This window comes from Mesorhizobium sp. BHbdii (genome assembly GCF_053848045.1).
This window is the reverse complement of sequence record NZ_JBSPKX010000001.1, coordinates 694,395-715,718: the sequence shown is the minus strand read 5'-3', so window position 1 is coordinate 715,718 and position 21,324 is coordinate 694,395. Positions and strand designations below refer to the sequence as shown.

Annotated in this window: 21 protein-coding genes and 3 pseudogenes; 17 read left to right on the top strand and 7 right to left on the bottom strand. The window is 59.5% G+C overall.

Annotation, left to right across the window (positions count from 1 at the left end; genetic code table 11):
* The first annotated feature begins 5 nt into the window (after window positions 1-5).
* From ACWTU8_RS03425 to ACWTU8_RS03415, 3 genes are read left to right on the top strand one after another with little or no spacing between them, the layout of a single operon-like run.
* Window positions 6-1,055, top strand: a complete 1,050-nt coding sequence (locus tag ACWTU8_RS03425) for an ABC transporter substrate-binding protein (protein WP_127315105.1) — start codon at window positions 6-8, stop codon at window positions 1,053-1,055.
* A 5-nt stretch (window positions 1,056-1,060) separates the two neighbouring features.
* Entirely contained in the window at window positions 1,061-2,341 is a 1,281-nt protein-coding gene (locus ACWTU8_RS03420) for an ABC transporter permease (protein ID WP_455847034.1), read from the top strand.
* A gap of 2 nt (window positions 2,342-2,343) precedes the next feature.
* Window positions 2,344-3,168 (top strand): ABC transporter permease, encoded by an 825-nt coding sequence (locus ACWTU8_RS03415; protein WP_455847033.1) that lies wholly within the window; start codon window positions 2,344-2,346, stop codon window positions 3,166-3,168.
* 44 nt (window positions 3,169-3,212) lie between these two features.
* On the opposite strand, the gene ACWTU8_RS03410 is transcribed toward ACWTU8_RS03415, so the two are convergent.
* Window positions 3,213-3,551: a winged helix-turn-helix transcriptional regulator gene (locus tag ACWTU8_RS03410; protein WP_455847032.1), complete on the bottom strand. Its 339-nt coding sequence runs from the start codon at window positions 3,549-3,551 to the stop codon at window positions 3,213-3,215.
* A gap of 143 nt (window positions 3,552-3,694) precedes the next feature.
* Between ACWTU8_RS03410 and ACWTU8_RS03405 the strand changes: the two genes are divergently transcribed.
* Both ACWTU8_RS03405 and ACWTU8_RS03400 read left to right on the top strand, forming a co-directional pair.
* Window positions 3,695-4,606, top strand: coding sequence for an NAD(P)-dependent oxidoreductase (locus ACWTU8_RS03405; protein ID WP_455847031.1), 912 nt, complete (start codon window positions 3,695-3,697; stop codon window positions 4,604-4,606).
* A pseudogene (locus tag ACWTU8_RS03400) lies at window positions 4,536-4,940 on the top strand (GFA family protein); the annotation flags it as partial. The gene ACWTU8_RS03405 and the pseudogene ACWTU8_RS03400, both read left to right, overlap by 71 nt.
* A gap of 123 nt (window positions 4,941-5,063) precedes the next feature.
* On the opposite strand, the gene ACWTU8_RS03395 reads toward ACWTU8_RS03400, so the two are convergent.
* Window positions 5,064-5,210, bottom strand: a complete 147-nt coding sequence (locus ACWTU8_RS03395; protein WP_287331201.1) for a hypothetical protein — start codon at window positions 5,208-5,210, stop codon at window positions 5,064-5,066.
* Between the two features lie 145 nt (window positions 5,211-5,355).
* Between ACWTU8_RS03395 and ACWTU8_RS03390 the strand changes: the two genes are divergently transcribed.
* From ACWTU8_RS03390 to ACWTU8_RS03375, 4 genes and pseudogenes are all read left to right on the top strand, one after another.
* On the top strand, window positions 5,356-5,703 hold the full coding sequence (locus ACWTU8_RS03390) for a hypothetical protein (RefSeq protein ID WP_455847030.1): 348 nt from the start codon (window positions 5,356-5,358) through the stop codon (window positions 5,701-5,703).
* A 163-nt stretch (window positions 5,704-5,866) separates the two neighbouring features.
* Window positions 5,867-6,337 (top strand): Hsp20 family protein, encoded by a 471-nt coding sequence (locus tag ACWTU8_RS03385; protein WP_455847029.1) that lies wholly within the window; start codon window positions 5,867-5,869, stop codon window positions 6,335-6,337.
* An 85-nt stretch (window positions 6,338-6,422) separates the two neighbouring features.
* A complete protein-coding gene (locus ACWTU8_RS03380) occupies window positions 6,423-6,923 on the top strand; it encodes an Hsp20/alpha crystallin family protein (protein WP_455847028.1) in 501 nt (166 codons plus the stop codon).
* A 215-nt stretch (window positions 6,924-7,138) separates the two neighbouring features.
* Window positions 7,139-7,276, top strand: a pseudogene (locus ACWTU8_RS03375) (NADH dehydrogenase ubiquinone Fe-S protein 4); the annotation flags it as partial.
* Between the two features lie 282 nt (window positions 7,277-7,558).
* Here ACWTU8_RS03375 and ACWTU8_RS03370 read toward each other — a convergent pair.
* A pseudogene (locus tag ACWTU8_RS03370) lies at window positions 7,559-7,795 on the bottom strand (glycosyltransferase family 2 protein); the annotation flags it as partial.
* 126 nt (window positions 7,796-7,921) lie between these two features.
* Here ACWTU8_RS03370 and ACWTU8_RS03365 point away from each other — a divergent pair.
* Entirely contained in the window at window positions 7,922-8,104 is a 183-nt protein-coding gene (locus ACWTU8_RS03365) for a hypothetical protein (RefSeq protein WP_455847027.1), read from the top strand.
* A 295-nt stretch (window positions 8,105-8,399) separates the two neighbouring features.
* Here the strand turns inward: ACWTU8_RS03365 and ACWTU8_RS03360 are convergent, their stop codons facing one another.
* The 3 genes from ACWTU8_RS03360 to ACWTU8_RS03350 form a co-directional block, all read right to left on the bottom strand.
* A complete protein-coding gene (locus ACWTU8_RS03360; protein ID WP_165848561.1) occupies window positions 8,400-9,080 on the bottom strand; it encodes a TylF/MycF/NovP-related O-methyltransferase in 681 nt (226 codons plus the stop codon).
* A 470-nt stretch (window positions 9,081-9,550) separates the two neighbouring features.
* Window positions 9,551-10,159 carry a class I SAM-dependent methyltransferase gene (locus tag ACWTU8_RS03355; RefSeq protein ID WP_455847026.1) on the bottom strand — a complete coding sequence of 203 codons (609 nt, stop codon included), beginning with the start codon at window positions 10,157-10,159 and terminating at the stop codon, window positions 9,551-9,553.
* Between the two features lie 13 nt (window positions 10,160-10,172).
* Window positions 10,173-11,453: a polysaccharide pyruvyl transferase family protein gene (locus tag ACWTU8_RS03350; protein WP_455847025.1), complete on the bottom strand. Its 1,281-nt coding sequence runs from the start codon at window positions 11,451-11,453 to the stop codon at window positions 10,173-10,175.
* A gap of 399 nt (window positions 11,454-11,852) precedes the next feature.
* On the opposite strand from ACWTU8_RS03350, the gene ACWTU8_RS03345 reads away from it, so the two are divergent.
* Complete coding sequence (locus tag ACWTU8_RS03345; RefSeq protein WP_455847024.1) at window positions 11,853-12,011, top strand: hypothetical protein; 159 nt, start codon at window positions 11,853-11,855, stop codon at window positions 12,009-12,011.
* Window positions 12,012-12,737: 726 nt separating this feature from the next.
* Window positions 12,738-13,730 carry a glycosyltransferase family 2 protein gene (locus tag ACWTU8_RS03340; protein ID WP_455847023.1) on the top strand — a complete coding sequence of 331 codons (993 nt, stop codon included), beginning with the start codon at window positions 12,738-12,740 and terminating at the stop codon, window positions 13,728-13,730.
* 73 nt (window positions 13,731-13,803) lie between these two features.
* Here the strand turns inward: ACWTU8_RS03340 and ACWTU8_RS03335 are convergent, their stop codons facing one another.
* Window positions 13,804-14,979: a glycosyltransferase family 2 protein gene (locus tag ACWTU8_RS03335; RefSeq protein WP_455847022.1), complete on the bottom strand. Its 1,176-nt coding sequence runs from the start codon at window positions 14,977-14,979 to the stop codon at window positions 13,804-13,806.
* Window positions 14,980-15,297: 318 nt separating this feature from the next.
* On the opposite strand from ACWTU8_RS03335, the gene ACWTU8_RS03330 reads away from it, so the two are divergent.
* The 5 genes from ACWTU8_RS03330 (at window position 15,298) to ACWTU8_RS03310 (ending at window position 21,261) form a co-directional block, all read left to right on the top strand.
* The gene (locus ACWTU8_RS03330) at window positions 15,298-16,266 is read left to right on the top strand and encodes a polysaccharide deacetylase family protein (RefSeq protein WP_167391625.1); all 969 of its coding nucleotides are present in this window, start codon (window positions 15,298-15,300) and stop codon (window positions 16,264-16,266) included.
* Window positions 16,266-17,111: an ABC transporter permease gene (locus ACWTU8_RS03325; protein ID WP_455847021.1), complete on the top strand. Its 846-nt coding sequence runs from the start codon at window positions 16,266-16,268 to the stop codon at window positions 17,109-17,111. The genes ACWTU8_RS03330 and ACWTU8_RS03325 overlap by 1 nt, the downstream gene beginning before the upstream one ends.
* Window positions 17,112-17,199: 88 nt before the next feature.
* Entirely contained in the window at window positions 17,200-18,150 is a 951-nt protein-coding gene (locus ACWTU8_RS03320) for a glycosyltransferase (protein ID WP_455847020.1), read from the top strand.
* A gap of 241 nt (window positions 18,151-18,391) precedes the next feature.
* Window positions 18,392-20,029, top strand: a complete 1,638-nt coding sequence (locus tag ACWTU8_RS03315) for a glycosyltransferase family 2 protein (protein ID WP_455847019.1) — start codon at window positions 18,392-18,394, stop codon at window positions 20,027-20,029.
* Complete coding sequence (locus tag ACWTU8_RS03310; protein ID WP_455847018.1) at window positions 20,026-21,261, top strand: ABC transporter ATP-binding protein; 1,236 nt, start codon at window positions 20,026-20,028, stop codon at window positions 21,259-21,261. The genes ACWTU8_RS03315 and ACWTU8_RS03310 overlap by 4 nt, the downstream gene beginning before the upstream one ends.
* The last annotated feature ends 63 nt before the right edge of the window (window positions 21,262-21,324 follow it).

Genomic DNA, 21,324 nt, shown 5'->3' with positions numbered 1-21,324 from the left:
GAAGAATGAAAATCACAAAGGCCCGGCTGTTCGCCTTCGCGGCAGCCACAGCATTCATCACCATGGGACATGCCGCCTTCGCCGACGAACTTTCGATCATGGCCAGCGGCGGCGCCTGGCAGGATGCCCAGCGCAAGGCATGGTTCGAGCCGTTCAGCAAGGAGACTGGGATCAAGATCGTCGAGCAGGAATATCTTGGCGATCTTGGCAAGGTCAAAGCGATGGTCGACACCGGCAACGTGCCGATCGATCTGGTGACGGTCGAGACCGCGACCGTGCTGCAGGGTTGCGACGCCGGCATTCTCGAGCGGCTCGACTATTCCAAGATCGCCCCCCGTGAAAAGTTCATCGAAGGTTCCGCACTCGACTGCGGCGTCGGTCTCGACGCCTATGGCGATGTGCTTGCCTATGACCCCAACGTGCTGAAGGAGGCGCCAACCTCGGTCCTCGACATCTTCGACACAACAAAGTTTCCGGGCAAGCGCGCGATGCGCAAGTTTCCGGCACAGAACCTCGAATGGGCACTGATGGCCGACGGTGTCGCGCCGGCCGATGTTTACGAGGTGCTGGCAACCCCCGAAGGCGTCGACCGTGCGTTCAAAAAGCTCGACACCATCAAGCAGGACATCGTCTGGTGGGATGCCGGCGCGCAGCCGCCACAGCTCCTCGCATCCAAGGAAGTGGTGATGACAACCGCCTGGAACGGCCGTATCCAGAACGCCATCGACAAGGACGGGGCGCCGTTCAAGATCGTCTGGAACAACCAGATCCTCGAATACGACATGATCGCCATTCCGAAGGGCGCCAAGAACCCGGAGCTGGCCTACAAATATCTTGCCTATATCAGCCAGCCGGAAATCAACGCCAAGCTCGCCAGCTACATCACCTACGGGCCGGTGCGCATCGATGCGGCCTCCTTCGTCGCGCCGGACGCCCTGCCGAAATTGCCGAACGCACCTGACCACATGACCGCTTATCTGGTCGCCGACACCGAATTCTGGGGTGACTATGGCGAGGATCTGGTCAAGCGCTTCAATGCCTGGCTCGCGCAGTAGGGAAAATGTCGGCGCTTGAGCCCACGAAACTGGACCGGCCGCGGGCAAGCCGCGACTGGTCGGGCGCCGATTCCGGCACAGCAAAGCCGGTCGCGGCGGCGCTTCGGCGCGCCGATCTCGGCGACCGGCTGCGATCGCTGGCGCTGGCGGCGCCTTTGCTCGTGCTGCTGGCGTTGAGCTTCGGCATCCCGATCGTCCTGCTTCTGTCGCGCGCCGTCTATGATCCGACGATTGCCGACGCCTTGCCGCAGACCAGCCAGGCATTACGCGGCTGGAACGGCACCGGACTGCCCGACGACGCCGCCTTCCTGGCTCTTGCCGCCGACCTCCGGAGCAATCAGGCCAAGGGCACCGCCTATGAACTCGCCAAGAGCCTCAACGCCCGCCTGCCGGGTGCACGCAGCCAGGTGCTCAAGACGGTGCGCCAACTGGAAGCCGCCGACAGGCCGCCGCTGGAGGTGATGAAAGCCGTGCCGTTCTGGTCGGCGCCGGGCACATGGCCGGTCATCGAGAGCGGCACCCATAGAGTGACGTCGTTCTACCTGCTGAGCGCGCTTGATCTGCGCTGGAACGGCGATGGCGGCATCGAAAGGGTGTCACCCGAACAGGCGATCTTCGTGCAGGTGTTCATGCGCACATTTTGCGTCGCCGCAGCGGTGACGCTGGCCACGCTGATACTGGGCTTCCCCCTCGCCTACCTCATCGCCTCCGTGCCCAAGGGCCTCGCCGCCATCCTCATCGTCGCGGTGCTGTTGCCGTTCTGGACGTCGATCCTGGTGCGAACCGCGGCCTGGACGGTGCTCCTGCAGAAATTCGGCCTGGTCAACGACCTGCTCCTGTGGCTCGGCGTCGCCGACGACCGGCTCGACCTGATGTACAGCCGCATCGGACTGATCATCGCCATGACCCACATCCAGCTGCCGTTCACGCTGCTGCCGATCTACAGCGTCATGCGCACCATCCAGCCTTCGCAGATGAAGGCTGCCTATTCGCTCGGCGCAAAACCTTATACTGCGTTTCGCCGCGTCTATCTTCCACAGGTCTTTCAGGGCGTGATGGCCGGCTGCCTGCTCACCTTCATCCTCTGCCTCGGCTATTACATCACGCCGGCGCTGATTGGCGGCGCTAGCGACCAGCTGATCAGCAATTTCATCGCCAGCTACGTTAATGTCGAACTGAACTGGGAGATGGCGGCGGCGCTCAGCTTCATCCTGCTCGTCTTCACCCTGGCGCTGTTCGGCATCTTCGCCCGCATCCTCGGCCTCGACCGCCTCAAGCTGGTGTAGCCATGTTGCTGTCTTCCTATCCGACGACAGGCGAAAGAATCCGCATCACCCTGCTCTGGCTGTGGTGCGGCATGGTGATCCTGTTCCTCCTCGTGCCGATCCTCGTTCCCGTTCCCCTGTCGTTCAACAGCGGCGCCTTCTTCATCTTCCCGCTGGAGGGAATTTCGACACGCTGGTACGAGGTCGTGCTTGGAACCCAGCGCTGGCAATCTGCGATCGGCAACAGCCTGATCGTTGCCTTCGGCACGACGCTGATCGCAACGACGCTGGGCACGTTGACGGCAATCGCGCTTTCCGACGAAAAGTTCCCCGGTCGCCGCATTGTCATGCCGCTTTTGTTGTCGCCGCTGATCGTGCCGGTGGTGATCACCGCCGTCGGCTCGTATCTGTTCTACGCACGTGTCGGACTTGCCAGCACCTATGCCGGCATCATCCTGGCGCATACCGCGCTCGCCAGTCCGTTCGTCGTCGTCACGGTGGGAGCGAGCCTCACCGGCTTCGACCGCAATCTGATGCGCGCCGCCGCCATCTCCGGAGCAAAGCCCATCACATCGTTTTTGAGGGTCATGCTGCCGCTGATCCTGCCCGGCGTCCTGTCAGGGGCCGCTTTCGCCTTCGTCACCTCGTTCGACGAGGTCGTCGTGGTGCAGTTCCTGGCCAGCGCCAATCAGCGCACTATGCCGCTCGAAATGTTCATCGGGCTGCGCGAGAAGCTGAGCCCGGCAATCACCGCCGCCGCGACGCTGATGATGGTGTTGTCGATTGTGCTGCTCGTCGTCGCCAATCTTCTGGCCTGTCGTGGCAAGCAGCGACCGCGCATCGACTAGGAATCGTGCGGCGGTCGGCCAGAACCTTTATAGGTCTGCCCGGGTCAGGCCGCTTTGCGCTGCGATTTCCATATCTCGTGGTGCTTGCCCCACGCCGACATAACTGTCACCGCATCGTTTAGGCTGAAGCCGAGCGGCGTGATCGAGTATTCCACGCGAGGCGGCACCTCCTCATAGACGCGCCGGCTGATCAGCCCGTCGGCTTCCATCTGCCGCAATTGTTGCGTGAGCACCTTCTCGCTGACGCCAGGCAGCAACCGTCGCAGTTCGGCGAAGCGGTACGGCCGCAGGTGCAGTTCCCACAGCAGCGAGGTTTTCCACTTTCCGCCGATGGCCTGCAGCGCAGCAGCAAATCCGCAGCTGTCTGGTTCCTTGCGCCTCATTTGGCAGCTCCTGTCATGATGGCGATAGCTTACCTCAAGGTGCGTACTTCTCAACGGAGCAAGAATTTATATCTTCGGAGCGAGCGCGCCAAACATAAAACGGACCTCGTCGAGAGGGCCGTCAGTTTATCGGAGAACTTATTATGATATCAAATGTCTGCGTCCTCGGCGCGGGCCGAATGGGCTCGTCCATTGCTCGAACGCTGCTCGACCGCGGCTGTCCAACATGGGTTTGGAATCGGACCGCGGCAAAGTGCGAGCCATTAGCGGCCCTTGGCGCGAAGGTCGCCCCCTCGGTGGAGGCTGGAATTGAGGCGGCCGAACTCGTGATCATCAATGTTCTCGACTATGCCGCCAGCGAGGCTTTGCTGAAGCGAGGTGACGTCGCTTCGAAATTGGCCGGGAAGGCCGTCGTACAACTCACCTCCGGCTCACCGCGTCTGGCGCGGGAAGAAGCGCGCTGGATGGAAGCGCATGGTGCCGGCTATCTGGACGGGGCAATCATGGCAACTCCGGACTTTATCGGCAAGCCAGAGACCGCACTGCTTTATTCGGGTTCTCGCGACGTTTACGAGAAGCACAAGCCCCTGCTTTTCGCACTCGGCGGCGGCACGAGCTATGTCGGGGAGCTGCCCGGTCAAGCCTCGGCGCTTGATACCGCTCTGCTCACTCAGATGTGGGGCGGGCTCTTCGGAGCGCTCCAGGGCATGGCCGTCGCCGAGGCTGAAGGTCTCGACCTGGCGACGTTCAGGAGCCATCTTTCCGGATTCAAGCCGGTTGTCGATGCCGCTCTGTTCGACCTGGTGGATAGAACGAACGCACGCCGTTTTGCCGGCGACGACGCGACCCTGGCGTCATTGGGTGCCCACTACGGCGCCTTCCAGCACCTGCTTGAGGCATGCGAGGAGCGAGGCCTCGACGCGGCTATGCCGCGCGCCATGGATATGATCTTTCGGCAGGCGCTCTCGCTCGGGAGCATGGAAGATGATTTTGCATCCCTCGCGCCCCTGTTTCGAAATGGCTCGCCGCGCCAGAGCGGGGCGCCGAATGCATAGCGGCAAGATGAAACGAACCGCGACCTGCTCATGCCAGGCTGTGGAACTTGTCCTCGCCGGGGAGCCGCGACGCGTCTATGCGTGCAGTTGCATGGAGTGCCAGCGCTGCACCGGAACGGCGTTCTCATACCGGGCCATTTACGCCGACTCTGCCCTCATCGGCCACAAAGGCGAGACCAGATCCTGGCGCAGAACCGGCTCGTCGGGACAATGGCTGGAGCAGACATTCTGCACGACGTGCGGCTCGGTCGTCTTCATGCGGGCAGAAGGGCTGAAGAATGCGCTGTCGGTATCGGTCGGCTGTCTGGAGGACCCGGAATTCCCGCCCCCGACAATGCTCCATTGGCCTCACAGAAAGCATAGATGGCTTTGGAAGGAGTGCCCGAAGCAGCCGCCTCTTGAGCAGCGTGTCCCGCTCGACCATCGGGCGAGCCGGCCACCCAACCGGATCAACCCTTTAGCGGACCACGAGGAAACGCCGTTCTCCGCCGCGAAACAGGTCGAGCGCGATCGTTCCGGCAGTTTGGCGCAAAGCCGCGGTCAACTCGGCCACCGTCGAAAGCGGCTGCCGATTGACGGCAAGGAGCATGTCGCCAGGACGCAACCCCGATCGCGCCCGCGCACGCAGTTATCGGGGCCTTGGAGTCTCTTGAAATTTCGGGGAAGGCGTCCAAAAATTCGTCGGGTGAAACTCTCGCGAGCCACCGAAGAACGTCCACAAAGGAGAATGTTGAAGCGGAGGACCATCGATGGAAGGAGCTACTATTCCCCCGATTGCGGCTGAAACCCCTGATCTTTTTCTCGACCGGCTGCTCCACCCGGCGCGGCACTTCGAGCGTCCGCAGGACGTGCTCACCGACATGACGTTGGACGTCCGGGAAAAGCGTGCCATCCTTTCCTCCTGGGCATCAGATGCCTGTGCGGTAGAATCCGTGCCGGCGCTGCGTATGCCGCCGGGCGCGACCGCACCGCTCAACTTCGACGCGGTCATGGAGGCGTTGCGCGACTTGGACGAGTTATCCCGCCAAATCGGCAGTGACCGCGAGGCTGACGGCTCAACCGTGACCGGCTTCGCAGCCACGGTCAACCAGCTCTAACGGCATGCGTCTCACTGAAAATTTTCCTATGTGCCTCTTGAAAGCGCAACACACTGTTCTAAATCAACAATCGCCGGTCGCCGAATGGGGCCGGCGCAGTCCAGGAGGCGTCAAGGCTCTTGGCGCCATCCTGTATCCATGTTGCTCAAAGGAGGATGTGGCTATGAGGACGAACCTCGATTTTACACCCCTGTTCCGGTCAAGCGTCGGCTTCGACCGCATTTTCAACATGCTCGAGGACGCGAGCCGCGTCAGCACCGTCGACAACTGGCCGCCTTACGACATCGCCAAAGTTGGTGAGGACGACTACCGCATCACCATGGTGGTGGCCGGTTTCTCGCAGGATGAGCTGACGATCACTCACCAGCCCAACATGCTGGTTGTGAGCGGATCTCTGACCGGTGAAGACAATGGCGAGTATCTCTACCGCGGCATTGCCGGTCGAGCCTTCGAGCGTCGGTTCGAACTGGCCGACCATGTCAAGGTGGCCGGCGCCAGCCTCGAAAACGGGCTGCTCACCGTCGATCTCAAGCGCGAGATTCCCGAAGAGATGAAACCGCGCCGGATCGCTATCGGCGGCAGCGCGGCAAAGGCGAAGCCGCAGCAGATCGAAGGCGAGAAAAACGCGGCTTGATGCATCGCATATCTGAAAAGGCAAGGCACCGGCGGCCGTCGGTGCCTTCCAGAGGCATGTCTGCTGAACATGGAGGTAAATGACCATGAATATGCGTGATCTCATTCCCTGGGGCCGCAACGGCAGTCAGACCCCGAGCGTCTATCGCGGCGGCGACCAGAACCCGTTCCTTTCGCTCTATCGCGAGGTGAACAGGTTGCTCGACGATGTTTCGCGGACGTTTGGCACGCGCTTTCCTTCCCTCGGACAGCTCTCGCCGTTCAACGGCGGCTGGCCCAAGGTGGAGATTTCGGAATCGGATACCGAGCTTCGCGTCACCGCCGAGGTCCCTGGCATGGAAGAGAAGGACATCGAAGTCCTGCTCGACGACGACGTGCTGACCCTGCGTGGCGAAAAACGATCGGAAACCGATGAGAAGGATTACTCCGAGCGCTTCTACGGTCGCTTCGAGCGGCGCATACCCCTCGGCTACGAGGTCGAGGACGAAAAGGTCAAAGCGTCGTTTACCAATGGCGTGTTGACTCTGGCGCTGCCGAAGAACTCGAACGCGCCGTCAAAGGTGAAGCGCATTCCGATCAACCACTGATGCATGGAGCAGTCGGAGGTGGCCGGCCGCTGCCTCCGGCGCATCCTTCGCCAAATGGGAGGGGATGGATGATGCAGAAGCAAGAAAGTGAAGTCACACGAGTTGTAGAAAATCTCGAACCGGCAAACGACAACGGCAGGTGAGCGCTCTGGGTCGGCAGATCCGAGTTCCCGCGCCACGCGGTCGCGCGGATCTATAAGCCTTGCCGCTCAGCCATGACCTCGGGCCGCGCCCGGCCGAAAGGCTGGCGGCTGGTGTTCGAGCGCCGTACTGCGCCGGTCATCGAACCGCTGATGGGCTACACAGGAGGCGGAGACACACTGACCCAGGTGGAGCTTGATTTTCCGACGCTTCAGGCGGCCATCGACTATGCCGAACGCCAGGGCCTTGCCTATATCGTCCAGGGTAATTCGGCGGCCGCGACACCCGGCTGCGCATCGTCAGATGCTGAGAAACGGCTGCAGGCCGGTGCAGATGTGGTCTGGAATCGGCTTAAGCTGGCTTGGCTGCAAAGCAGCTACGGTGCTGTGTCCCGGAATTGGGCAGTCGACCGGTACGACGAGGCAAGGCTGCGGCTACAAACTTGTCGCGCCCGGCCGAGTGATGACCTTCCTCGTCCCAACGTGGCCCCAGGGTCCGAACCGCTCGTCCAAAAGCCCGATACGGGCTGCAAGATCGCCGTACATCGTCATGTTGCAGCCCAGGACAAAGCCGCCGGGATGGACATCAGGGGTCAGTCGCTCGCGGACCGGCGACCGTTTGATCGTGAACGGCAGATCCATGGCTTCGCCAATCTCGACGCGGCCTCCCCAAGGTGACCCGTTCCCAGTGGCATAGTGTCGCTGCCAGTAACTGAGATTATTACCCTTTACTGAATAAGCCGGTCAACGGGCGCCGCGCGACGCGGATTGGCGACCGCCCGCGATCCTCGTCTGTTTTTCGGATTTGGCCTTGCTTCGTCAAGGTCCGAACCCGTCAGGTACGATAGGCCAGGCTGAATGACCGACCCTCATTTGCCTCGAATTCGCCCCGATCTGCGATGGGTGACCCGCCTTGATGGCATGTTCGCCTTCGTGCTGGCGACGCCCGAGCGGATCATCGCGGCGCGCGACCCGCTCGGCATCAAGCCGCTCTACGTGGCGCGGCTCGGAGAGAGGCTCGCCTTCGCGCCTCCGAGTTGAAGGCCTTCGACGGATCGGGGTCGAGGCCATCGAGGCTCGTGCTCGAGGGGGCGGTCCGCAAGTATAATGGTGGCCGACGTGGAGTCGGATCGTTCCTGTCGGACGGGCTCGACAGCTCGATCACCGCTACGCATGGGCGGCGGCTTGTCGCGGTTGCGGAATCGCAGTGGTAAAGGGCTCGGCAGCGCGCGCTTCACCCGATAGACAACGCGTGAACAGAGCGACGTGCAGAAATTCAACCGTGGTCAACGCTCTTCGGCTTGGCGGGAAGTGATCAAAGTGGAATGCGTTGTCATCAGCCTTCTGCGGCGTTGCCGTTTTGGCGCGCTGCAAAAACACCGTTTCCAGCCGTCGACCAATCTCGCTCACCCTTGACGACGTAGTATAAGCCGCCTTCGAATTGCTTGATGCGAGCCATACCTTCGTAGCTGGCGAGATACTCGTGGATCGCCCGTGCATAACCATCCCAGTCGGGGTACCCGTCTGCGATCATGATCCCATCGTCGGCCAGGTAAGGAAAAAGGGCCCGAAGACAAGTCATTGCGGAGGCATGCCAGTCGCAATCGATTCGTAGCACCGCGATGGGTGATGGAGGTTCGAATTTGGCCAATGTCTCCTCGAAGTAGCCTTTGACAAGCTGATAACGCGTTGCGCCGGACTTCCTCATGGCCGCATCGGCATGCTCGGTTCCGACGATCGCATTGTTGAAGTACCACGGGCCGTTCGTACCAGCCTTCCAGGCAAGGGCAGCGGGGCCGTCGATAGGCTGTGGATCAACATGGCCTTGGAAGCTGTCGAATAAGAAATATTCTCGCTGCGGTCCTAGGATCTCAGCCATGCCGGCACAAGTGCCGCCTTTCCAGACGCCACACTCGATTACGCAGCCATGCGCTGGCGCCGTAGCAGTAAGAGCGAGGTTCGCGATATACTGCTCGCGACCAAGCATGGTGCTGTCCTTGTACTTCTCGTAGATCATCTCAAACCGAGTGTGCGGAGCCCGTGACCGGGAGACGCGACTTACTTCGAGGCCGATCGCATTGAACGAAGCCCGCACGAGGCGTTTCACTGAGCTGAGAGTCATCATGCTACTCGCAAGATGGTTGAAGCGGAAATCGTGTTCACTGCCACCGCCGCATGGCAATCAAACGCCCTGTCAAGCTTACAGAGTTTAGATCAAACCGCAAAGACACCATCAAGTTCGATCACCTGATCGAGCTTATGCCGTTAAGGTCGCACACAAAGGGCATTGGAATACCGCAATCAGCAGAAACCTGACTTCCATCTCTCCAGACGGCCGCAGAGCAGGCTAGGATTGACGCCGATCCAGGATAGTAGCCGGACGGCTAGCTGCAATGAGGCTGAGGTCATTGCGCCGGTCCGGAGCGCATGAACTGGAACGTCTTATGAAAGGATCGGATGAGCTCGAAACATCGAACCGGACTGGGTTCAGTCATTGTCTCGAAAGTGAAAGATCCTCTCGTCGCCTTCCGCGGTGTGCCAGTCGACAGCGTGCGCTAGCCCGTATCCGGCATCGGCAAAGAGGCGGATCAGCTCCGTTTCCGTAAATGTGTTGGTCCAGCCTGCGCCAGCGCGGCGGAACGTTTCCGGCAGCCTGGCCAGGCTATGTCGGGGGTGAGCCGCGCAACCATATGACGCGATACAAGCCGGCGATTGCCGCCTCAGCCATTCTATAAAGGAATGTAGATCGTGAACGTATTCGAGAACCCCAGCAAAAATTGCGAGATCGAATGCATGGGCGGTCAGATCAGGCAAGGGTCGTTGATTTAGGTCCAGCACGATCGTGCCAGGTCCGCGGCTCACGAGGTCGGACGGAGTGTATTGGCAGCTTGGGTCGAGATGACGTTGAAGCTTGCTCATTCCCACGCCGAACTCGATCACCCTCGCCCCAGGTGGCACTAACCGGGCAATGATTTTCGTCCTTTCCTCCCAGTCCTCGAATTCCGAGGCATCGGTCCACCGCTCAAAGTCGGTCTTTCCGAACAGCTTGCATCTGAGCGCTTTTAGTCTTGTCGACCAACTGTTGTATTCCAGCATGGCGGCCCCTGATTCAGCCTTGGTCCCCGATCGCGTCGCGAATGCGACGGTAAGCGGTATGGCCGGCAGCGATTTGAGCTTCGGCCCTGGCCAATATCGCCGGGCGAATAGCGGGCGCCTCTTCCCACAGGCGCCGGAGCGCCGATCGAAGCTTCTCGGCAGAGTTCGGATGATCGAGTGCCACCATCTCGCAGCCCGTGCCGAACATATCGGCGAGGCCAAGGAACTTGTCGACATAGTAGTCGGATCTGGCTAGCCCGATCGTCGGGATACCGTTGGCCAACGCGAAAACGCCGGCGTGGTAGCTGCCAGTGACTACGACCCGACAGCGCTGGATTTGCCGAATGAGGTCGATCGGCGTGCGGATCGCGAGTGCCCGGTTCAGCTCGGTCTCATCGGTGGGCATCAGTCCACGAATTGCGTCGATGTCCGCTTCGCGAGGCACCCATGAGACTGGAACGGCGATCAAGGGTGCCTCGAGCGAATCCGATGTGGCGCCTAAGACATGTCGCAGCCCTTCGAGAATATCCGCTGATACTCCTGAATAGGAGGAAAGACGTAGATTGACGCCAATGCCGGTGCCAAGCTCATCCACTCGCATCTCATGCGCCATTTCGATGGCGTCATCGCCGGTTGCGCAGATCCTGTCCTTGGAAACACCCAGCTCCGCGAGCAGAGGAAGCCCGGCTCGCGTTTCGCGAAGCGCGATCAAGTGGAGCCTTGGCAATATGGCCGATGCACGCGCTCTCAGCTCGGCATTGGCAAGCGGGCCCATCCCCTGGCCGACCATGACCACCGGCCGTCCTTTCCTTGCAAGCGCGAGATTCAGAGTTTCGAGTACCGACAGGGCATATTCTGGGAAAGCGTCTGTGATTCCGCCCATTCCACTTACAAGCACAAGGTCTGCCCTGTCCACAGCATCGGTGAAGCGAAGAAGTGCCGCGCGCGCATCCGGCATGTGCCTAAACTTAAGGCGCCAGAACAGAGAAACGAGCCTCGGCGCGTGTCGGCGAATGCGATCGGGCCAGTGCTTGGGCACGAACCGCTTCAACTTGGCCGGCCTGAAATCAGGCTTGAGCCATAGGGCGCGCCCTTCGGCGGACAGGGGGGTGGCAAAGGGACAGAAGCGGCGAAGCGCGTCCGGATCGTCAGTCAGAACGTTGATCGTCGAATTGTCGCACAGCCGCGCAAGCCGCTCCGTGGCAGCATAGAGCATTGCCATGTCACCGATATTACGCAGCACATAGTCGCTCGGCTCTATGAGTATCTGGATTGGGCGATGATTAAAGCGCATCCTTCTCCCCTAGATCCGAGTGGAGGACCGAAGGTTAGCACAACGTCTGAGGCAATCGAGCCCATTTGCGCGACGCCGGATTTTACTGACCACGTCTGCTTGGATCAGATCACGATGATGCTTGCGCCGACCTGAAGGTCCGCTCTTGAACATTCGAGGCCAGAAGCGGCGGTCTGCTACCGGCCCCAAATCTACCCCAGAGCTGTAGCTCGGGCGTTGTTCGTTTCTCCATCGGCCAATCAAGGCCAAGGAGAACGGAAATGGGTTACTCTCAATACGATCCTGCAATTCAACGACGCGCTGCTTGGAATGCCGGAAAGTCAGTAGGCACGAAGCGGCCTTTTACACAAAAGCAAATCTAGGCGATCCTCTTCTGCCTCGATCGAGAAGGACGCCTTCGTGACCGGCCGCTGCTGTCACCCGATCGAACTGAACGCAGCCTATGTCGATGTCGCGGTGCTGCGTTGGCAGGACTTCACCGGCCAGGCAGCAGTGCTGGAGGGCGACGAACGGACCTTCGCCGAGATCGCTGCGGCAAGAGCTGGAGGAGTGGCATGACCATCCCTACACCAGAAAGTGCCTCCTGGAGGTCAGTTCTGAGCAACGGCCCTTCACCGGCACTCCGGTGGCCCAAAATCGCTCTTCGTCGGGAATTGGCCTCCAGCAGCATGATTGCCGGGAAGGCGAGGCCAAGGCAGGCCAAGCGGCGAGTGTAGCATCTGGTGAGGCCGGCTGATGGCCCGCCCCAGGCCATCAGCCCGATGCTTTTCATCGCCGTCAGGTAGAGGCGCTGGCAGGCTAGGGGCAAAGTTGCACGCCGGCTCTGCCGGTTGACCCAGGTCCGCAGATTGAACACGTCGACTGAACAGCATCAGCCGAACACCCCGACTACGAAGGTGATCGCGGATCCGTGGAGAAGGTTGGATTTCAGGTCCTCTCCCTCCGCCAACTCATCACATTTTGCATTTCCATCGACACCGGGTCCCCGGAAAACCGCGCGCATCGGGAGCGAAGCGATCAAGACAGCGTTGGTTGACGCGCCTGTTCAGAGGGAACTAATATTGCATCGGGGCGCGGCGGATCCGCGGCCCGTTCCCGGATGGATCCAAGTTCGATTTCCCGGATTCGAGATTTGATTGCCACGATCGAAGCCCGTTAGGGCCAGGCTGGCAGGAGAACAATCGGTCTGACTTGCCCCGAATTCGCCCCCGGTTGTTGGCCAGCAATGCATATCCAATAGAATACTCAAATAAACCATTCCCCAACTGCGGAAACGAAGGCCTGATGATTGATGACAATGCTACGGTAGGCGTCGTGGTACCAATGTTCAATGCTGAGAGAACCATCGGTGCTACCTTGGCCAGCATCTGCAGGCAGAGCCACCAGGCACTGGACATCATCGTGGTCGACGACGGATCTACGGACCGGTCCGAATCAATCGTGACCTCCCATGCCGCGAAAGATCGGCGCATACGCCTGATAAAGCAGCCGAACGCCGGTGTTGCGCAGGCTCGCAACAGTGGCGCCGCTTCTACCGATGCGGAGTTTCTGGCGTTTGTCGACGCGGATGATCTCTGGGCCCCATCCAAGATCGCACTGCAACTGCGCGCCCTGCAGGAAGGCGGCTCTTCTGCGGGCCTGGCATATTGCTGGTTTGCCCAAATCGACGAGGACGGCCGGGTATTCTCACTATACCGACCTGATGCCGATGGCCGCGTTCTGCAACGGATGTGCAGAATGAATTTTGTCGGCAACGGAAGTTCGATGCTGATGCGTCGCTCCGCATTCGAGCAGGCGGGACAATTCGATCCTTCCCTGAGGGCCAGGAATGCACAAGGCTGCGAGGACCTTCTCATGTGCCTCAGGATAGCGGAAAGTTACGAATTCCGTGTCGTGCCTCAGCACCTGGTGGGCTATCGGATGACGAACGTCAACATGTCGAGCGATGTCATGCAGATGCTTCGTTCATGTGAAATCGTCCTTGCCGAGTATCGCGAAAAATATCCGCAGTTCGGCAGCGATCTCGATGCGCATCTGGTCGACATGATCCATTGGCTTGCCATCAGAGCCTTGGTCGGCGGGCGGCTGTTCGCAGCCGGCGACCTGCTGAAGAGGTACTTCGTCCTGGAACCGCGCACGGCAATTTCCCGCCTGCCCAACATGATCGACATGTACTGCCGGGCCAGGCTGGTTCCTCGCTCGATCAAGGTTGGAGTGAAACGGATGCGCAACAAGAACGCCGAGTTTCGGCCCCTTTATGAAGAGACTGTCTGGTGAATGTGAGCGTATTCCTGTTCGCACGCTTGCAGCTTCCGCCACGGGGGTCTGGGTGCACCTCGTGTTTGAGACCTTAAGCGCCGTCTTCGACGAGAGCGGACGGATCAATACTCCTCGGACCTGACTCGCGAAGCTGGCGCGGCGTTGGCGTCTTGAGGGCCATCTGGACTCGCCTTCGAAGCCACTCCGGAGGAAATGGCTGGCAGATGAAGGTCGGATCGGCGTCGAAGAAACGCTCTGAGGTACAGATGGAATGCGGCGAGGTCGGAACTATGCGCTGTTTAACCGCAAGCATTCTTGGTAAAAAGCGACACAGCCGCCGCCACAGGTCTTGTGCGGACGGCTTTGCGAAGACATGAAACAGCGCGGCCGGATCGATCCGTGTTGCGTGGACAAGCGGAGCGATGGCCGCGCCTGGCGACGTGCGGGCGGCTTCGCTGCCATAATACGCTGAAGCCACGCCATCGGACCAACGAAACAAGAAAGAAGCTAGCTTGGGATGTCGCGTGCGGACTGTTTCAAGGACGATCCGGTGCGATGTCAGCATGACGACATACCTGGTCGACATAGAAGATAGTGATCGCCGGTAACCAATCAGATACTCGGGAACGACATCATAATCGCAGATCGCGGCAATGTTGAGCTGCATCTGCAAGTCTTCGGCTCCTTGGGCGCCTGCGGCTCTGAGCGACGGGTCGTATCCCCCGGTTGCCATAAGAACCGATCGCCTGATTAGCGGTGAACTTGCATTGCCGATAAAATTCTCGACCAGCACCCAGTTGTGAACGTCCCCGCGAGCGAGAGTTGGCGGGGAGCATTCGACCACCCAATCATCATCATCGATGACCCGATACCATGCGTAGACAAGGCCGAGAGACGGCCGCGACTGAAAGAGGCTGTGCTGCTTTTCCAGCTTTGTCGGGTGCCACACATCATCCGCATCAAGTGGCGCTATGAATTCACCCTTCGCCGCATGAATTGCCAGGTTTCTGGCGACAGCAACCCCTTGGTTCTGCTGTCTCAGAAGAGAAATACGCGGATCACTGGTTGCAAACGCCTCGACGATCTCAGCGGTCCGGTCGGTCGACCCGTCATCGACCACTATGATCTCTAGCTGGTTGAAAGTTTGCGAGGCGGCCGACTGAAGGGTGTGTCGGATGGTCTTTTCCGCGTTGTAGGCAGGAATGATGACTGAAACTGCGGGTTGCATATCGAAAAAAGCCTGCTTTTGATGAAGGATGAATGCCACCGGCCTAAATACTAGCATGCTCGAGCGGGATGGTATCAAGCCGCCTGTCCCTACCGGCTACTTCAACATCTGAGAATTCGCCCGGTATTCGCACTTACGGCGGCGACATGTGCTAATATGCTGGTTTCAATCCGCCGAAACTCGTGGATGCCTTCATGCTTCCTCATTTCGCTCACATCCGTGCCCATGGCCTCATGGTCTTATTGCCATCAGCTATATGCTTGAACACTCACATGTATCGCGTTTCTGCCGATCGGGATGGCATCCGCGATCGGACGTGACCGTGGTTTTTACGTTTCCTGCGGCGGGAGAACGACGGTGATCCCGCGCGTTCTCCTGCAGCTTGGTCGGCTGGTGCGGCGTCGACGCCTGCGCCGTGCTCCCATCATACTGATGTACCATCGCGTTGCAGATATCGCCGTCGATCCGTGGAGCCTAGCCGTCCATCCGGCGAGGTTCGACGAACAAATCGAAGCGCTGACGCGGAGCCGGCGGGTGGTGCATTTGCATGAGCTGTTCGATGTCATCGCACGGGGAAAGCCAGGCAAACCGCTTGCGGTTGTCACGTTTGACGACGGCTATCACGACGTCTACAGCAACGCTCGCCCTATCCTGCAGCGTCACGACTGCCCGATGACGCTGTTTGTTGCGACGGGAGCAATCGGAAGCGGCAGAGAATTCTGGTGGGATGCGCTCACGCGCATCTGTCTTGAGACGCCTGAACTGCCTGACCAACTCGACATCACGATCGAGGGAGGCAGGCATCACTGGCTTATCCCGAAGATGGTGGATCAGGCCGGCCGTGACAAAGTCTACCGGGAGGTGTGGTCGGCGCTCCGAACGCTGCCATATGAGCGTCAGAACGCACACGTCGAAGACATTGCGAAATGGGCGGGCGTTGGCCTCGACGCCAGGCCAGAGCACTGTATTATGACTCCCGCGGAGGTTGGTGACATCAGTGACGACCTGATCACGATCGGCGGTCATACTGTCAGTCATCCCACGCTTCCGGCCCATTCCTTCGCGACCCAGCTTCGCGAGATCGTCGACGGCCGTTCGGCCTGTGAGCAAATGACCGGAAAACGCGTCCTCTCTTTTGCATATCCATTCGGAGACCATGACGCTCTGTCGGTATCTGCCGTCAGGGAAGCGGGATTTGAGTTCGCATGCACCACGCGCGCCGGGTGCGTTGCGCCCGAGGCAGACGTGCTGCGTTTACCTCGATTGTATGTCGGCAACTGGTCAGGGGACGAATTCTTGCGAAAAATCGAGGATCATCTGTTCTGATGAACGCACAGCAGACTACCTTTATCACTCCTCGACGCGGCTGGTTTGACCTCGATTTCTGGCACCTGTGGCGCTATCGCGATCTGCTGCTCCTGTTCGCGATGCGCGACATCAAAGTCCGCTACAAGCAGACCTTGCTTGGTCCGGCTTGGCTGATCCTGCAGCCCCTGGCGCTTACCGCAGCCTTGACCACCGTGATCAGCGGTATCGCGGGCATTTCAACCGGTGGCCATCCCGCGCCAATCTTTTATCTGACAGCGCTGGTGCTGTGGTCGTATTTTTCCCAAGTCGTCTCCACCGCGAGCCAGGTCTTCATTGCTAACGGTCATCTTTTCAGCAAGATCTACTTCCCGCGACTCGTCGTTCCCGTGTCCTCGCTGCTGTCGAACAGTGTGGCCCTGGCGATCCAGCTTGGCGTCGCATTGGCCTTCTTGCTCTGGTACCAGCTGACAGGAAAAGTGGACGGGTTGTCGTGGCGCCTCGCGTTCTTTCCGCTGGTGATCATCCAGATCGCGGCATTCTCGTTGGCTGTTGGGCTTTGTCTAGGAGCGTCAACCGCGAAGTACCGCGATACAGCTCATATGACTCCGTTCCTCATTCAGATCTGGCTGTTCGTGACGCCGATCATCTTTCCTTTTTCGGCTATTCCCGAGCAGTACCGGACGCTGACCGGATTTCTGAATCCTCTCGCTGTCATAATTGATGAATGGCGCTGGTGCTTCTTCGGCACTTCGGCGGTCGGTGCGCCACAAATCGCTGCAGCGCTTGTCACGACCTCGGTCGTGCTGTTCATCGGCGTCGTGATCTTTCAACGCGTCGAACGAACGGCCATGGACATGCTGTGAAGAGAAATGACAACCCTTGCGGCCCCGTAGGGAGTGAAGGTCGCCCTTCGTCGGCCGCCGCGCATTCTGCACAATGGGCACGACGCCGATGCCATTGATCTCCGTCATCACGCCTTTCCTCAATGTCGAGCGGTTTCTTCCGGACGCGATCGAAAGCGTGCGCGCGCAAACCTTCACCGACTGGGAAATGCTTCTCATTGACGACGGATCATTCGACGGGAGCGTTGCAATCGCGGTGGCTGCGGCAACCGGCGATCCGCGAATCCGTTTCATTCGATCGAACGGCCAGCGTCGCGGCGCCGCCGCGGCGCGCAATGCCGGAATCGCGGCCGCGTCGGGCATGTTCTTCACGTTCCTGGATGGCGACGATATATTTGAGCCGGAAAAATTCGAGACGGAACTTGCGATCTTTGATGCGCATCCTCGCGCCAAGGTCCTTTATGGACCGACCCTGTGGTGGTTCCCCGATGAGCCGCACAGGAACTGGACCGACTCGATGCCACGCCAATCGGGCCGTCTGCACATGCCGCCCGACCTGCTCGACCAGGTCATCGTGCGCCAGCGGGCTCATGTGCCGTGCATCTGCTCGATCATGGTTCACCGCGAAGCTTTGGTAGCGGTGGGCGGCTTCGATGAGGCGTTCGAGCTCTACGAAGACCAGACCCTTCTAGTGAAGCTGCTGTTGCGCTATCCGGTATTCGTGACATCCAGGCCCACCGGCCGATACAGGCAGCACCTCGATTCGACATCGGCCAAGGCGACTGCTTCCGGCATCTATGATCGACTGCGCCCGCATGCTGCTCGCATCGGCTTCCTCGAATGGGTTGAGATGCATGCGTCGGCCTCGGGATTGATGACGCCGGAGTTGCAGCGGGCGCTCCGCTTCGCATTTGCGCGCTATCCGGCCCAGCGTCGGCCCCTGACACTTCGTGATAAGTTTGACCTCGCCATTGAAGCCGGACGCCGGTTCGCTCGGCGGCTGACGCCACGCCGCATCCTTTCGAAGGTGTTCAGGCTGCTGACGAGAGCACGGAAGTAGTGGGCGGGACGGGTGGCGCGGATTGGATCGCGACCGAACCTGAGATGTCTGATATTAACGATACCGTATTACGTGAATGACAAGTCGCATCGCCTCGCTGGGGGCGACGTGCTAAAACTAACGAGTGTCCATCATTTCTGTGCCAAAATTCTGTTTGTGGGGCCTACGGTCGCGTTCGATTTCTGGCAACGAACACCAGCCCGTTGCCTCCCTGCGAAGCTAAGGAGAATTTGGCTGTTTCATGATCGCAGTCGTCATAACAACTTACAACCACACTCGCTTTCTCGAGGAAGCCATTCAGAGCTGTCTTCGTCAAAGCCGGCCGATGGATGAAATTATTGTCGTCGACGACGGATCCACCGACAATCCGGCATCGGTTGTCGAGCGTCATCCAGGCGTGCGCCTGATCAGGCAGGACAATTGCGGGCTCGCGGCCGCCCGAAACACCGGACTGGCGGCTTCCAGATCCGATTACATCACCTTTCTGGACGCGGATGATCGTCTCCTTCCGAATGCCATTGAGACGGGCGTGCGAATGCTGGTTGCGCATCCAGATGCGGTTCTCGCTTACGGAGCTCATCGCTTCATCAATGGAAGCGGTGCGATCGAGTCAGACAAGCATCACGTCGCGCTTACTGAAGATCCTTATCTTCAGTTAGTGCGGACGGGAAACTTCATTGCGATGCATGCGACCGTGGTTTATCGGCGGGAGAGGCTCGCGGCCATAGGCGGGTTCGACGTTTCAATGCGGTCCTGCGAAGACTATGAGCTGTTCTTGCGGATCGCCCGGCGCGGTTCGATCGTAACGCACGACGATCTCGTCGCCGAATATCGCATCCACGGCGACAACATGTCGAGCAATCGATCGATGATGCTCGCTGCAGCATTGTCGGTGCTTGACAAGCAGTTGGCAGGTCCGGTTGATGACGATGTGCGTCTTGCAGTCCGCGATGGTAGGCGGTTCTGGAAGACCTACTATACCGGAGAGTTGACTACTGAGGCCTTGCGCGCGATCCGCGCCGAACCCGCCAAAGCGATTCGCATGCTGCGGCAGGCTTTGCAGATGTCGCCGCCAATCACGCTGCAAACGGCGGCATTTAGGATAAAGCGCAAGGTCGGCAGGCTTGTGCAACGGCTGCTCGGAGCTTCCGGCGCTGATTGGCTGGCTCCGCGCGTCGGTTCGGTGCGGTTTGGGGATTTCGCACGCACGATGCCGATGAGCCACTCATTTGGATATGATCGCGGCAAGCCAATAGATCGGTATTATATCGAGAATTTCCTACAATTGAATGCGGCCGACATACATGGCCGTGTGCTGGAAATCGGCGACAACAGCTACACGATGCATTTTGGCGGTGCTCATGTCGTCAAGAGCGACGTGCTGCATGTTGATCCCGATGATCCAAACGCGACCATCATAGGCGACCTGTCGCAGCCCGGAGTGCTGCCGTCAAACGCCTTCGACTGCATCATCCTCACGCAAACACTTCATCTGATCTTCGACATGTCGGCCGCGGTCGCTGCACTGGCCGAAGCGCTCAAGCCCGGGGGCGTGCTGCTGCTAACTGTTCCTGGCATCACCGCGGTCGATCGCGGCGAGTGGGGCAGCACGTGGTTCTGGTCATTGACGCAGGCGGCGTTGGCGAAGTTGCTTGCGAAATCCTTCAGCACGGCGAACATGGCTCTCGAAACCCACGGCAACGTCTTTGCGGCAGTTTGTTTTCTTCAGGGACTCGCCAAGGAAGAAGTTTCTGACCAGAAGCTCGACGTCCGGGATACCGCCTATCCTATCGTTGTCACGGCGCGCGTCGTGAAGGACGGGCTGACCGCGGATCAACCCTCCAATCGAACCGCAAATGTTACGGCTGGAGATCGATGACAGAATTGCCAGCCGTTGAGGTCCGAGGACTTTCCAAGCGCTACCGGCGCGGCGCGATCGGCGTGCGCTCATTGCGTGAGGAGGTCGAACACCTTGTCGCGCGTTTGCGCTCGCGGGAAGCCAAAGCTTCCCTCAACGAATTTTTCGCCATCAAGAACATCACTTTTTCCGTTCCGACTGGCACCGTGTGCGGTATCATCGGACGCAACGGCTCGGGAAAGACCACGCTGCTCAAGGTTTTGACCTCGATCACGGCTCCGGATGAGGGCGAGGCAGTGATGCGAGGCCGGATCGGAAGCTTGCTGGAGGTAGGGGCCGGATTCCATCCGGATCTCGACGGGATCGAGAACATCTACCTCAACGGCGCGATCCTCGGCATGAGTAAGGCCGAGATCACGCGTAAGCTAGACCGGATCATCAAATTTGCCGATATCGGCAGCTTTCTCGAAACGCCGGTCAAGCGCTATTCGTCCGGCATGTATGTTCGGCTTGCCTTCGCGATCGCTGCTCATCTGGAGCCGGAGATTCTCGTCGTCGACGAGGTGCTTGCTGTCGGCGATGCTGAATTTCAAAGGAAATGTCTCGGCACGATGAAGAACGTCGCGGGTGAAGGTCGGACGGTGCTGTTCGTGAGCCACAACCTGGCCATGGTTCGGCAGCATTGCACAAAAGCGATTTATCTGGACCGCGGCCTTCTGAAGGATTTTGGCGAGGCATCATCGATCATCGATGCGTACCTGTCGAACACCGCCCCGAGCAGCAACGGATCCGAGCGCGTTGGCGATGATGACCTCTGGATGCAAGTGGCTATTGTGCATCCGGGTACGCGCGAGCGTTGCAGCCAGCTCAAGTTTGGCGGCGATTACGATTTTGTGCTGAAGCTGGGCGCGAGGAATTCGTTTCACCGCAGCGTGGTTAATATCCCGATTTTTGATCAGGAAGGCAACTTGATCTCTGTGCTCGAAAGCCTCGCGGAAGGTGTTGGTCAATTTGACATAGTTGGGCAGGCGAAGGTCGTATTCAGCGTGCGATCGTTGGGATTGTTGCCTGGCACTTATAGCGCTGGAGCGGCTCTCTATGCGTGGGGAGAGGATGAGCCGGACCTCGCAAGCGAGAACTTGCTAACGTTCGACGTTGTTGCAGCAACAGTCAATGACTCATATTGGCCGTATCAGAAAGAGCACGGGATTGTGCGACTGTCGCATTCTGCCCAGTTGCTTAAGGTGGATTGAAGGCGCGCGGAGAGACGTCGTGGTGAATAAATCTTCGATGTAGTTCAATCCGTTGACCGCGCG

What these genes read in the sequence shown, in the direction of transcription:
- ACWTU8_RS03425 (WP_127315105.1), top strand. Translation starts at nt 6, where the DNA reads ATGAAAATCACAAAGGCCCGGCTGTTCGCCTTCGCGGCAGCCACAGCA.
- ACWTU8_RS03420 (WP_455847034.1), top strand. Translation starts at nt 1,061, where the DNA reads ATGTCGGCGCTTGAGCCCACGAAACTGGACCGGCCGCGGGCAAGCCGC.
- ACWTU8_RS03415 (WP_455847033.1), top strand. Translation starts at nt 2,344, where the DNA reads ATGTTGCTGTCTTCCTATCCGACGACAGGCGAAAGAATCCGCATCACC.
- ACWTU8_RS03410 (WP_455847032.1), bottom strand. Translation starts at nt 3,551, where the DNA reads ATGAGGCGCAAGGAACCAGACAGCTGCGGATTTGCTGCTGCGCTGCAG.
- ACWTU8_RS03405 (WP_455847031.1), top strand. Translation starts at nt 3,695, where the DNA reads ATGATATCAAATGTCTGCGTCCTCGGCGCGGGCCGAATGGGCTCGTCC.
- ACWTU8_RS03390 (WP_455847030.1), top strand. Translation starts at nt 5,356, where the DNA reads ATGGAAGGAGCTACTATTCCCCCGATTGCGGCTGAAACCCCTGATCTT.
- ACWTU8_RS03385 (WP_455847029.1), top strand. Translation starts at nt 5,867, where the DNA reads ATGAGGACGAACCTCGATTTTACACCCCTGTTCCGGTCAAGCGTCGGC.
- ACWTU8_RS03380 (WP_455847028.1), top strand. Translation starts at nt 6,423, where the DNA reads ATGAATATGCGTGATCTCATTCCCTGGGGCCGCAACGGCAGTCAGACC.
- ACWTU8_RS03365 (WP_455847027.1), top strand. Translation starts at nt 7,922, where the DNA reads ATGACCGACCCTCATTTGCCTCGAATTCGCCCCGATCTGCGATGGGTG.
- ACWTU8_RS03360 (WP_165848561.1), bottom strand. Translation starts at nt 9,080, where the DNA reads ATGATCTACGAGAAGTACAAGGACAGCACCATGCTTGGTCGCGAGCAG.
- ACWTU8_RS03355 (WP_455847026.1), bottom strand. Translation starts at nt 10,159, where the DNA reads ATGCTGGAATACAACAGTTGGTCGACAAGACTAAAAGCGCTCAGATGC.
- ACWTU8_RS03350 (WP_455847025.1), bottom strand. Translation starts at nt 11,453, where the DNA reads ATGCGCTTTAATCATCGCCCAATCCAGATACTCATAGAGCCGAGCGAC.
- ACWTU8_RS03340 (WP_455847023.1), top strand. Translation starts at nt 12,738, where the DNA reads ATGATTGATGACAATGCTACGGTAGGCGTCGTGGTACCAATGTTCAAT.
- ACWTU8_RS03325 (WP_455847021.1), top strand. Translation starts at nt 16,266, where the DNA reads ATGAACGCACAGCAGACTACCTTTATCACTCCTCGACGCGGCTGGTTT.
- ACWTU8_RS03320 (WP_455847020.1), top strand. Translation starts at nt 17,200, where the DNA reads ATGCCATTGATCTCCGTCATCACGCCTTTCCTCAATGTCGAGCGGTTT.
- ACWTU8_RS03315 (WP_455847019.1), top strand. Translation starts at nt 18,392, where the DNA reads ATGATCGCAGTCGTCATAACAACTTACAACCACACTCGCTTTCTCGAG.
- ACWTU8_RS03310 (WP_455847018.1), top strand. Translation starts at nt 20,026, where the DNA reads ATGACAGAATTGCCAGCCGTTGAGGTCCGAGGACTTTCCAAGCGCTAC.